General features: G+C 41.5%; 9 protein-coding genes and 1 other annotated feature (1 of these 10 only partly in view). All 9 genes read right to left on the minus strand.

The window, feature by feature from the left end; genetic code table 11:
• Positions 1-3 precede the first annotated feature (3 nt).
• The gene (locus B6F02_RS02440; RefSeq protein WP_080145820.1) at positions 4-1,320 is read right to left on the minus strand and encodes an amidohydrolase; all 1,317 of its coding nucleotides are present in this window, start codon (positions 1,318-1,320) and stop codon (positions 4-6) included.
• A complete protein-coding gene (locus tag B6F02_RS02445; RefSeq protein ID WP_080145821.1) occupies positions 1,317-3,023 on the minus strand; it encodes an adenine deaminase C-terminal domain-containing protein in 1,707 nt (568 codons plus the stop codon). The genes B6F02_RS02440 and B6F02_RS02445 overlap by 4 nt, the downstream gene beginning before the upstream one ends.
• Positions 3,024-3,178: 155 nt before the next feature.
• Entirely contained in the window at positions 3,179-4,228 is a 1,050-nt protein-coding gene (locus tag B6F02_RS02450; protein ID WP_080145822.1) for an ABC transporter substrate-binding protein, read from the minus strand.
• A 35-nt stretch (positions 4,229-4,263) separates the two neighbouring features.
• Positions 4,264-5,304, minus strand: coding sequence for an ABC transporter ATP-binding protein (locus B6F02_RS02455; RefSeq protein ID WP_080145823.1), 1,041 nt, complete (start codon positions 5,302-5,304; stop codon positions 4,264-4,266).
• Positions 5,305-5,361: 57 nt separating this feature from the next.
• Complete coding sequence (locus B6F02_RS02460; protein WP_080145824.1) at positions 5,362-6,141, minus strand: ABC transporter permease; 780 nt, start codon at positions 6,139-6,141, stop codon at positions 5,362-5,364.
• Positions 6,134-6,967 (minus strand): ABC transporter permease, encoded by an 834-nt coding sequence (locus B6F02_RS02465; RefSeq protein WP_080145825.1) that lies wholly within the window; start codon positions 6,965-6,967, stop codon positions 6,134-6,136. Before B6F02_RS02465 ends, B6F02_RS02460 begins: the two co-directional genes overlap by 8 nt.
• A 460-nt stretch (positions 6,968-7,427) precedes the next feature.
• Entirely contained in the window at positions 7,428-9,245 is a 1,818-nt protein-coding gene (locus tag B6F02_RS02470) for an ABC transporter substrate-binding protein (RefSeq protein WP_080145826.1), read from the minus strand.
• Positions 9,246-9,305: 60 nt separating this feature from the next.
• A complete protein-coding gene (locus B6F02_RS02475) occupies positions 9,306-10,769 on the minus strand; it encodes an ABC transporter permease (RefSeq protein ID WP_218672153.1) in 1,464 nt (487 codons plus the stop codon).
• Between the two features lie 18 nt (positions 10,770-10,787).
• Positions 10,788-12,236, minus strand: coding sequence for an ABC transporter permease (locus tag B6F02_RS02480; RefSeq protein WP_218672154.1), 1,449 nt, complete (start codon positions 12,234-12,236; stop codon positions 10,788-10,790).
• An 88-nt stretch (positions 12,237-12,324) separates the two neighbouring features.
• Positions 12,325-12,441: a binding site (T-box leader), on the minus strand; it runs 171 nt beyond the window's last position.

Raw genomic sequence — 12,441 nt, forward strand, 5'->3', positions numbered from 1 at the left:
TTATCAAAGACGTTCTTTTGCTTTAACCGTAAATTCTTTCATCTGTTCAGCCAAATTCTGACGGAGTTCAGCTATACTTCGATCCATCAGCACTTTATCTTTGACTGTTCTTTTTCCGTTTATAAACACATCCTGTACATTACCGGCATTCGCTGAGTAAACCAGCGCTGCATAGGGATCGAACAGCGGAAACATATTGACCGAACAGGTCTCTACCAGTACGATGTCAGCCTTTTTCCCAGACTCCAGTGAACCAATCTGGTTTTCCATCCCCAGTACTCTGGCTCCGCCCATGGTAGCCAGTTCCACAATTTCACTAGCTGGAAAAGCACCGCGGTCTTTGAGTTCTGTTTTATGAAAATTCGCAAACAGTTTCATCTGAGTGAATAAGTCCAGCGTGTTGCCGCTGCTTGGACCATCCGTCCCTAAGCCGACCGGTATCTGTTTATCCAGCAGGTCTGAGATTCGCGCTACCCCTTTCGCCGACTTGGTGTTCGCTCCAATGCAATGTGCCACTTTTACGTGATGCTTTTTCAGCAAATCAATATCCTGATCTGTTAAATGGATACAGTGGGCGGCCACCAGTCTTTCGCTCAATGCACCAATACTGTCAAGAAATTCGACCGAAGTCATATCGAGTGTATCGCGAAAATGATCTAATTCATAATCCATTTCAGCTACATGCATTGTTAGTGGAATCTGATATTGTTCAGATAATCGTACAGCTTCTTTGAGCGCTTCCGGACTATTCGTGTTGGGTGCATGCGGTGCGATGGCTGGTGTGATCAGTTCGTGATTCAGCCATTTCGGAATAAAAGATTGAGCATAGTCCAAGCCTCCATGTGCAGTATCTGCATCGCAGGTTGGAAAATCAATTACAGTCTCTCCAAGAATAGCCCTGGAGCCCATTTCATCCGTTGCTTGTGCTAAGGCATCTTCAAAGTAGTACATATCCATAAATGTCGTTACGCCGGCGAGCTGCATTTCTGCGATAGCGTACTTCCCACTATGATACGCCAGTTCTTCCGTCATACATTCCTGCTCCAATGGAAACAGAAAGCGGCGCAGACGATCAGGATAGTCATCTCCGAGAGAACGAAACGGGATCATGCCAATGTGAGTATGCGTGTTGACCATTCCCGGCATGGCAATTGCTTGTTTACCATCAACGATTTCTTCAACGGCTTTTTCATCAGGTGCATGTTCCATACCTCCCACTGCATCAATCATATTGTCTGCTATCATGATATACCCATTTGGATATTCTGTCTTTTCAGCATCCATTGTCAGAACATGAACATTTTTTATTAACTTCTTCATCGGATCTCCTCAATTAACGGTATTTTTTCTTGGGTACGGACATCGAACATACCCTGATCAGTGATTTTAAGTGCTGGGGAAACGGGTAAAGACAGTGTGGAAAATGACATCACTTCATTTGTGTTCACATATCCCAGGTCCTTCATTGCTTGTCGTACTTCCTTGATCTGTTGGCCCGTCACTTCGATCGGTGCATCTGTGATAATACCGCCGATCGGAAGCGGGCAGCATCCAGTCAAGGAACCTTCTTTCGTCACAACGTAGCCGCCCTGCAGTTCAAGTACCTTATGCTGCGCCAGCAAGATATCTTCTGCCGACGTTCCCACAACCATAAGATTATGATGATCATGAGCCCATGTTGTGGCAATCGCACCTTTTTCAGTCAGTGCATTTTCTACCAGTCCAAAACTAATCTGTCCGTTCTGTCCATAGCGCTCCATAACCAGAATTAATGCCAGCCCACTCGCCGCCCAATCCAATCGGCCATCCCGAATCGGTACTGTTCGCTGAACGTGTTCCGTAAAAGTCCCTTTCTCCTGAATACGAATCACATTACAAAGCGCTTCATTCCCCTCAGCATGAATCTCCAGGTCTTCTGCTTCGAGTTTTTTGCAATCGACTGAATGATAAAAATGAGCTGGGAAACCCGGTTTTTCTTTGGGGTACTTAAACGGATCTCCTTTTTGATGTTTCAGTTGTCCATTTTTATACACTTCTGAGATGGTCCATTCTGTTAAATCATCCAACAAGATAAAATCAGCCTTCAACCCTGCCGCAATAGCCCCCCGATCCTGAAATCCCATCCGTCGAGCTGGTGTATATGTACTGATATAAATGGCTTGTTCAAGCGGCATCCCGCAATCTACCGCCAATTTGAGATTCGCATTCAAATGCCCGTCTAATAAGTCATCTGCAATGACGTCATCTGTCACTAAGGCGGTATATTCATACAATTGATGTTGATCAATCATTCTTATATTTTCTGGATTGATAGACTTTTTCTGCAATTCAATAAACATGCCGCTGCTGACTTTTTCGTAAATGGATTCTGGTGTCTGTTGCGTATGATCCGCTGTAATCCCAGCAAACTGATATCTGGCTAAATCGATTCCAGACACGCGAGGAACATGACCTTCGATCGGAAGAAAAGGGTGTGTCTGCTGGGTTTCATTCAGAATTTGACGAATCAGCGAGTCAGGTTCACTGACAATACCTTTGAAATTCATCGCTTCTCCTAGCGCAATGATTTGTGGAGATGACAATAATTCTCGAACTTCCTCCAATTCAATTTTACCGCCGGTTGTTTCCATTTCAGCAGTTGTGGAAGGTACAGAAGACGGGATAGCATAAAAGATATCCATTTCGGTCTCTTCAGCTAAGAAGGACTCTATGCCTTCCATTCCGAAGACATTTGCAATTTCATGTGAATCTGCTACGATCGTCGTTACACCGTTCGCTAACCCAGCTCCAGAAAAAATAGAAGGCGACGTCATCGAACTTTCAATATGCATATGAATATCAATCAACCCTGGAACCATGTACTTCCCACTGGCATCCAGCACTTGAACAGGTGCTGAATCTTCCAAATCCATTAAGCCGACATAGAAGAATTTTCCCTCTGATACAGCTGCATGTTTTCTTTCAAATTTTTTCAAGAAGCTATTATAAACTTCTGCATTTTTGATGAGTAGATCTATCTTCATTAATCCTGTCACTCCTGCCTGAATCTTAATTACCTTTCAATAACTGCTTTCTAAAACAGCCCCAGCTCCTATCCGTTCATCATTGAGCCAGTGTTTAGAGCGTTTTCTAAAAAAAGAGGTTGGAACAGTTGTCCCAGCCTCTTTTGAATAAATGTTTATTGATTGAGTGTTCTGTTCCACTCGTTGATCCAGTCTTCTAAATGAGCATTTACAAAAGTGTAATCGATTGGCTGAGTACGTTCTGCAATCGCTCCATAAGTTTTGTTCTCTGCCACTTCATCACTCAGTTCAACATCTGCATTTGTCGGTGCTTCATTTAAAGATTCAGCTGTGACTGTTTGCAACTCTTCGCTGATTCTCCAGTTGATGAATTCGTAAGCTAATTCTTTGTTTTCAGAATTGACGTTGACATTGACTGTATTGAAGTTTCCGTAAGTACCAGACTCTGGAACAACGTATTGTACGTCTGGGTTAGCTTCTGAGATGATTGGAACAGCAAAATCACCGATTACAGCTGCCACAACTTCTCCAGATTGGAACATGTTTACTAGGTCAGATGACTTGCTGTATGTTTTGACGATATTAGGCGATAATTCTTTGATACCTTCCATTGCCGCTGTACCTTCATCCTCTGCAATATCGACTCCTTTATAGTCGCTGGCTACATGCAGCATTGCCGGACCAAAAGTCGTTGCAATATCTGGAACAGAGATTTTTCCTTCTAATGATGGATCCCATAAATCTGACCATTCATCGATCGTCATACCAGCAGCTTCCTCATTGTAAATGATTCCGATACTATTGACTGTATAAGCAGGACCAGAACCATCTGCAGAAAGTTCTTTCGCACTGTTGATCAACTGATCCATGTTCGGTACTTTAGCGGCATCCAGTTCTTCAAACAGGCCTTCTTCTACCCCTTTAGCGGCATTAGACTGAGAAATATCCAGAATATCGATTGTCGTATTGCCGTTATTAGAGAATTTAGTATAGCGTTCAGAACTGGTTCCAGTCTCTACAACGATATCGACGTTGTGCTCTTCTTCAAATGGTGCGAAAATATCTTCCTGCATAACATCTTCACTTAACCCGAATGTTGAAATGACTAATTCCTGTTTTTCTTCTCCTGTTGCATTGCTGCCGCAAGCAGCTAATACTGCAGCACTCATTAATGATAACCCAGCTAACTGAACCTTTTTGTTCATTTTGAATATCCCCTTTTTTATTTTTATTGTATTTGTTAAACCAAAATCAGTTTTTCTTCTGAAATATACAGAGACACTTCATCTCCAGATGTATAAGTCGTTTCGTCACTGTCTTGCACTAATAATTTGCCAATCGGTGTCTCTACCTCATACTGATAACTTTTTCCTAAGAATGTTCGTACTTTAACGGTTCCAGGTATCGTATTGACTGCTGGACCAGATTGCTTACTTAAAATGGTGATATCTTCAGGTCGAATTGTTCCGACTTTTTGTGTAGTTTCCCAAGTATGAGCGGTTTTAAATAGACTGCCATCTCCTGCTGCATAAGTATGGTCATCCACAAGTGTCAAATCAAAAAAGTTTTCGAATCCGATAAACCGTGCCACAAACTCTGTTTTCGGATGGTTATAAATGACTTCCGGTGTATCAAATTGTTCAATCACTCCCTGATTCATGACCGCTACTTTATCAGAAATAGAGAAACACTCTTCCTGATCATGCGTTACGAATACAGAAGTGATTCCCAGACGCTGCTGGATTTTTTTAATTTCAAGCCGCATATTGATCCGCAGCTTTGCATCCAAGTTGCTCAGCGGTTCATCCAGCAACAGCAGTTTTGGTTCAATGACCAAAGCTCTGGCTAACGCTACACGTTGTCTTTGTCCTCCTGAAAGTTGTTTGGGATAGCGATCTGCATAATCAGCCAGCCCGGTCACTTCCAGCATTTCCATCACCTTTTTATGAATCGTTTCTTTGGATTCTTTTCGCAGCTTCAAGCCGAATCCAACATTTTCTTTTATCGTCAAGTGAGGAAACAGTGCATAACTTTGAAAAACCATCCCAAAGTTTCTTTTATGCACAGGAACTTTTGTAAGATTAGCGCCGTCTACTGAGAATGCTCCATCGTTTGGCTCAATCAGACCTGCGATTACACGCAATGTTGTTGTCTTCCCGCATCCTGATGGTCCTAACAGAGACACTAACTCTCCTTTTTCAATAGATAAGTTCAAGTCTTTTAAAATATTATTCTTTCCATCATATGAAACTCGAATATCTTCTAAGTCAACGAATGACATGTTTTTTACTTCCTCCTTCAACTTCTAAACCAGTGCTCATTGTTTCAAGGGCTGTATTTAAGCCACGCTTGCTAGTCCTAATGTTTTTTCGATCAGGTACATTAAGATGATGGTTCCTAACATCAGCAATACAGACAGTGCTGAAACGGTGGGATCATAATTGTATTCGATGTAACTCATCAAGGTGGTCGGCAAAGTGGCTACACCCGGTCCAGATAAAAACTGAGAAACAGGGATATTATTAAAGGAATTGATAAATGCCAACATAAAGGAAGCAAATATTCCAGAGGTGATATTCGGCAGTACTACTTTGATAAAGGCTAATGGTTTTGTACAGCCAAGTGTCCAGGCCACTTCCTCAATGGAAAAATCCAGCTGTTCCAGACTTGAACCGACTACTCGAATAACATAAGGCAAGCTGATTAGAAAGTGCCCCAGCAGCAATCCTTGAAAAATCGGCAGCTGCAGTTGAACGACCACAAACTGGAATAGTGCGTATCCTACTACTACGCCTGGAATCACTGTCGGAGATAGAAAGAAGCTCTTCAGCCAAGCAGTCTTTGGCAGTTTATAGCGGGCTAATGCATAAGCTGCAGGAATCCCTACCGCTAACGCCAGCAGTGTAGCCAATGACGAAATTTGCAGACTCAAAAAAAAGCTGTCTACAAACGAACTGATTTCAAATACTTTTTTAAACCATTGAAAGGTAAAGCCTTCTATCGGAAATTGAATACTCGGCTGTTCTCCAAACGCGGTTACAGTGATGATCAGCAGAGGCAGACAGAGAAATGCGAAAACAAGCAGTACAAAAATCGATAATCCTCTTTGTTTACGCATATTTCTCACCTCGCTTATCTAATTTAGCTGCAATCATGTTAAAGACTTTCATAACGAGCAGCGTTGTGACGATCATGATTAGCGCAATGACGCTGGCGCTTTGCCAATCACCGAGTGCCATTGCATTCTGGTAAAGGAAAGTCGACATCATCATATTTCGATTTCCACCTAATAATTGCGGTGTAGTATACGCCGTCAGTGTTCCAGTGAACACAAGAATACTTCCTATGATCACACCTGGAATACTTAACGGTAAAATGACTTTGATAAAAGCCGTTAACCGATTCGCACCCAGTGTTTCGGCTGCTTCCATGATTTCTGTATCGATATTTTCAAACGTTCCAACTAGAGAAATAATCATCACCGGCAGAAATAAGTAAAAGGACCCAATAATAATGGCAAATTCTGTATAAAGCAAAGTGATTGGTTCGGAAATGAGTCCTGACGCGAGCATCAGATTATTGATGATCCCCGTTCTGCCTAGGATGTTGATCCATGCAAAACTCCGAACGACCGAATTTGTCAGTAACGGAAATAATGTCAGCGACATGAGCAGCCCGCGCCACTTTTTAGGACTGTTGGCAATAAAATAAGCTGTTGGTACACCAAACAAGATACTGATCAACGTCACAATCAGAGAAATTTTTATCGTTCGATATAAAATTCCAACGTTGTACATATCTTGGAAAAACTCTAGATAGGCATTAAAGGTCACTCCTCCATCGTAGAAAGTGGGCCAAATTACACTGACCAAGGGAAGAATAAGGAAGAAAAGCAGTAGGACAAGTCCCGGCGCTAAAATCAAATACGAAGTTTTCTTAGACATTCTGTTAAATCATCCTTCATGAATAGGGTATATATAGAATTTCCATATGTTTTCAATCGATTAACGGTTTAATGTTCAGTTTTTGTAAACACAAGGAGAATTATAAGGAATTACTGATGGCATTTCAACGTTTTTACGAATATATAAATAAATTCTAATTAATAATGTTCGTGTTTTATATAATAGCGGATACAAATTCCTTCTGATCATCTTGATAAACCGACGATTTAAAACAAATCTATCGTTAAAACCTTAATTTTGAGAAAATATGAACGAACAATGGTAACTGTTTCCCTTATGAGAGAATAATGGCGAATATTCTCATAATAATCTTCGCAGTTTCTTATATTTTTCTCTTTGATTTCAGTCAGAAAAGTTCTCTTCCGGTTTTCTGTATAAAAAAGAGGAAAGCCAGCCATTCCTCATGGCTGACTTCCCTTTTTTATTTTGATTGATTCAATTATTCAGCTTGCTCCAGGTAGTTTGTCAAATGTTCCTGAACAAGATCTGGATCTGCCGTTAATTCATTCCCTGTTTCAACTAGTGGTGTAACGGGTGTGAAGGCTTTGTTGACTTGACCATCGTAAGATTGTACAAAGTCATCTTGATTGATAGAGTAAAGGATCGCTTTTCTCAAATCTTCACTTTGTGCTGTTTTGCTTTCTTCGTTTGTTGTATTGATAATGAGATAAGTGACTGCATTACTTGGTCCTGTTTGAAGTGTCAGGTTCTCTGCGCCTTCAACAACTTCGTATTGCGTCTCTTCTAATCCATATAACATGTCGACCTCGTTGCTTCTTAATGCGGATAGTGCACTGTCCATGTCACCGATGAAACGAACAGTAACGTTTTCGATATTCGCTGCATTTTCAGATTCTGGCATGTACGCTGGATTTCTTTGGAATGTTGCTTCGTAATCATTTTTTTGGATCATAATATAAGGTCCACTTGCATAAAGGTGATTATCGTACGTTTCACCTTCAGTTACAGCACGTTGGTCTCCGTAAGGAATCGTTGTGTTAATATCAAAGTTATCAATGTCGTAGTCGTTGACCGCTTCAACTTGGTCTATAGAAACGATTCCTGCAGATTGGTGTGCTAGATAGTTCAGTACTTGCGGGAATGGTTCAGTCGTTGTCAATTTAACAACTTGGTAGTCTCCGGCACTGCTGTCTGCTTCTGTTTCGTCAGTTACTAAGCTGTTGATCGGTGCATCCAAGTCAGCTTCAAGCGATTCTAGTACTGTTGTATCTTCTCCTGCAACCGTTGTATTTTCAAGTTCACTCATATCGCTCACTACAGATACTTCATCAATAAAGCTGTGTAAACTATATGTTCTGTGATCTGGAACTGAGTCTGGGTTGCTGGCTCTTTCTAGTGAGTAGATAACATCTTCAGCACCAACACGTTCACCAGAATCAACGGCTTGTCCGTCTTCTACACTTGCAAAGTTGATATCATCTCTTAAGATGAAATAGTAGTCTGAACGGCTTTCTCCAATAGCGTGGTTGTAACTTAATGAAGCTTCTGATGTTACCGTGTCATCATCTTGCAGGTTAACCAGTCTTACATACATATTAGTGTTTAATTGGTTAATGGATCCATCATTTCCCTTGATTGGATCAAGAGATGTCAAATCAGATTCTGTTTGTGTCAGTGTTAAAGGTTCTGTTTCATTCATAGCTTCATCTTGGTATTCAACAGAATCCCATGCAAAAGCTCTGGATTTTGATAGTCGAACAGATTCTGGAACCAATAAATCCTGGTTGAATGCCTGTGCTTTTAATGGATTATAAAGTGCCACCGCATAAGCATTTTCTGTTACGATCGTATTTTCCATTTCGCTGTACGTTTCAACATATTCTTCCGGAGTTTCAGCAGCTGCCTGATTAATCAGCTCGTCTACTTCAGGGTCTGGCGTAATAACGCGACTGTCTCCCTCACTTGTAAATAATGAACGGACAGAATAATCCGGATTTCCTGTAACGGTTGTCCAGCTTGCGACTGAAATATCGAAGTTGCCAGCATCCCGTTGCGTTCTGTAGCTTGCGTAGTCCGGTTGCTGATTGACATTGACTTCGAATCCGTTTCTAGTCAACTGGTCTCTAAGAATGTTTAAGTCTTGTTCGTCGGCTGTTGCCCCTAGCAAATCAATCGCTACGGTTTCCTGATTTTCAGAAGAATTGCCGTTAGTTGCTTCATCTTCTGTTGTAACGTTACAAGCTGAAAGAACCAGCGCGCTCAATAATGTAACTGTACTAAATAGTGTCTTTTTCATAAAATTCCTTCCTCTTTTCTTATTCTAAAATTATAACTGCATTTTTATAATGAGTTCCCTTTATGAAAGTCTCGGGTCTGTCGCATCTCTGATGCCGTCTCCGAGAAAGTTGAATGAAAGGACTAAAGCAATAATCGCTAGTCCTGGATAGATCGCCAAATACGGCTCTGTTTCAAGATAGGCACTGCCGGAACGCAGAATATTGCCCCATTCTGGAATATAGTTTTCTACCCCTAGTCCCAGATAACTCAAACTGCTGGTAGCGATAATCGCTGACCCGATCGTCAATGTCGCACGGACTATCATCGGTGCCATTGAATTCGGAATAACATGTTTCCAGATAATATTGCGGTTGTCGTTTCCGACTGCTCTGGAAGCTTCTACATATTCCAGATTTGTTACTTGAATAACATTGGCACGCATTGTACGTGCATAGCTTGGTATATATCCAATACTTAAAGCAATGATCAAGTTTGAGGTCGAAGCACCAAAGGCTGCCACAATAGTGATTGCCAGCAGAATTCCTGGAATTGCGTATAAAATATCCAGAAAACGCATGATCAGATTATCTGTATGGCGACCGTAGTACCCTGAGATGGCGCCCAGCAGACCGCCAAATATCAGCGGAATCATTGTTGCCAGTACACCGACGGTCAAAGAAATCCGTGCCCCGAAAACGATTCTTGAGAAAACATCGCGGCCGAAGTTGTCTGTTCCAAACGGATATACCAGACTTGGCGGCTGTAAAATATTTCCGTAATCGTTGTTCACTGCAAGGCCGTAGCTGAATGTCCAATAACTACAGATTGAAATGGCCACTAGGAAAATAATGAAGAGCAAACCTGTCATAGAAGCCTGGTTGCGAATGATTTTTTCAAACAGCGTTTTCCTTCTATTCACACCTGGTTCTTCTTGGGACTGACGAACCATGGAATAGGCTACAAGCAGAACAAATAAGTTCCCTGTCAATACGGTCAAAGTCAGGATACCCAGTATGATCATTCTCGGTACACCTGTCAGCTTCTGTACTTTTTCATAGCCAACCAGAACGATCAGATGGAGTACAACCACGACTAGCAGCAAGGCCATCGCTGGTATGAATGTATTTGTAACAAAAGGCTTGAACAAATTAAGTGCTGAAACACCGATCACCAAGAGGTCGGTTACTACCATATAAACAGCATAAATGTAACCTGGTCTGACCTGTTTCTTCATTATATAGAGAGAAGAGATCAAAAGGAAAATGTTACCTCCTAACAGTGATACGATCAACCCGCCAGCAATCAGTTGACTGGATTTGCTGATGACCAGCGTTTTGCGGCTTTCCCTTTTCAGTTTCCAGACTAATCCTGCTTGAATAATGGAGAAAATACCGTTTGCCAGCATCAGAATCATGACCTGCGGACGAATCTCAAATGTCTCCCATTCAAAGGCTGCCAGACCAATGATCAAGGTATACAGAAGAGACAGACCCAGTGAAAACGATGCTTGTTTGTAAATAAGAGAATCTTTGTATGATTTCAAAGTATCGATCACTTCCTTTTAATGTCTTTTGAGATTGGTTCGGATACGCGGATCAATCAATGCATACAGCATATCGATCACAACATTGATAACGGATAAGACGATTGCAACATAGATGACGCCTCCAAGAACTGCTGGAATATCAGGGATAAACTGTCTTTCAACGATATAACTGCCGATCCCATTGATATTGAATACCTGCTCCGTAACAGCTGCTCCGCCAAGCACGCCTCCGAATTGCAGTCCAATGATCGTTACGATCGGAATCAGAGCATTCGGCACAGCATGTCGCAGCATCACACGACCGTTGGACAATCCTTTTGAACGAGCAGTCAGAATGTAGTCTTCATTCATGACTTCCAACGTAGACGAGCGGGTCATACGAGCAACAGATGCCATCAGCAAGGTTCCCAGAACAACTGCCGGCATGATCAGAGATGAAAAGTTTTCGGCGTTGTAAGTTGCCGGCAACCAGCCCAGCTCAATGGAAAAGGTTAAGATAAAGATCAAACCTTGCCAGAAACTCGGAATAGAAAGACCGATCAAAGCAATAAACATAAATACATGGTCAAACAGTGTATTCGATTTGACCGCTGAATAAATCCCCGCCGGCAAAGCAATCACTAATGCAATCAGCAAAGCGAATATAGCCAGCTCCATCGTTACTGGGAAACGTCTCATAATGGTATTGACGACATCCTGGTTTCCTGAATAGGCATTTCCAAGATCGAAGGTGAAGACCCCTTTGATTGTACGCCATAACTGGACAATATAAGGGTCGTCTAATCCATACACTGCATTGAAGTTATCAATCTGCTCTTGTGTCGCCGTTTCACCAATAATGTTCCGCGCTGCATCCGATGGTGAAAAGTACAGCAGCGTAAAGACAATCACGGTCACTCCTAAAATGACCAGCATCATCATCAATAACCGTTCAAACAAGTACTTAACAAACGGATTGGAGTGAATCAGCATAAGCAGATACATCGGAAATCCTATCACCACTGATAAAATGAACAGCGGCAGCTGTCCGATAAATTGCTCAGTCAGTCCAAGATAAGTGACTTTCTCACGATTAGAATTTTTGAAAATCTCATCTGCTTTCTTATCAACAGCCTTTTTGAATTGCTGGTTGAATAAGTCATCGACGCGTTTACTCGTTTCTTTTTCAGATAGTGATTTGTCGAAAAAGGCTTGTTTGTTTCGTTCTTGCTTCAGTAGTTCCGACTTCAATTGCTGATCATACCCTTTATCTATCAGCAACTGTCTAGCTTCTTCCCAAACCTGTCCATTTTGCTTTTTGATATATTTCTTATAAATGAATGCAATAAACACAATCAGCTGGAAAGGAAGTCCCAAAAGAATCAGACCAATGCGATAAAAAGGACTTAAATACGCATTCCCATATTGCCTTTTGATACTTTGAAGAAACGTCTGATCTTGCTGAGTAATGACTTCATTTTTCACCTGTCTACCTCCTGCTCTTTTGATATTAAATGCGGCAATTCTATAGTATTAGACATAAAAAAAACCCTTAAATACAGAATATCCTGAATTTAAGGGCGAAAGATTTCATTTCACGGTTCCACCTTAAAGAATGCACAGTCTCATTCCTGCTGCTTGGCTAGGACGGACTCCACATTTTCTTATTCGATACTCAACGCATAGCTGT

The organism is Marinilactibacillus piezotolerans (assembly GCF_900169305.1).
Taxonomy (GTDB): domain Bacteria; phylum Bacillota; class Bacilli; order Lactobacillales; family Carnobacteriaceae_A; genus Marinilactibacillus; species Marinilactibacillus piezotolerans_A.

Coding starts and splice junctions, on each gene's coding strand:
- B6F02_RS02440 (WP_080145820.1), bottom strand. CDS start 1,320: ATGAAGAAGTTAATAAAAAATGTTCATGTTCTGACAATGGATGCTGAA.
- B6F02_RS02465 (WP_080145825.1), bottom strand. CDS start 6,967: ATGTCTAAGAAAACTTCGTATTTGATTTTAGCGCCGGGACTTGTCCTA.
- B6F02_RS02455 (WP_080145823.1), bottom strand. CDS start 5,304: ATGTCATTCGTTGACTTAGAAGATATTCGAGTTTCATATGATGGAAAG.
- B6F02_RS02445 (WP_080145821.1), bottom strand. CDS start 3,023: ATGAAGATAGATCTACTCATCAAAAATGCAGAAGTTTATAATAGCTTC.
- B6F02_RS02470 (WP_080145826.1), bottom strand. CDS start 9,245: ATGAAAAAGACACTATTTAGTACAGTTACATTATTGAGCGCGCTGGTT.
- B6F02_RS02450 (WP_080145822.1), bottom strand. CDS start 4,228: ATGAACAAAAAGGTTCAGTTAGCTGGGTTATCATTAATGAGTGCTGCA.
- B6F02_RS02460 (WP_080145824.1), bottom strand. CDS start 6,141: ATGCGTAAACAAAGAGGATTATCGATTTTTGTACTGCTTGTTTTCGCA.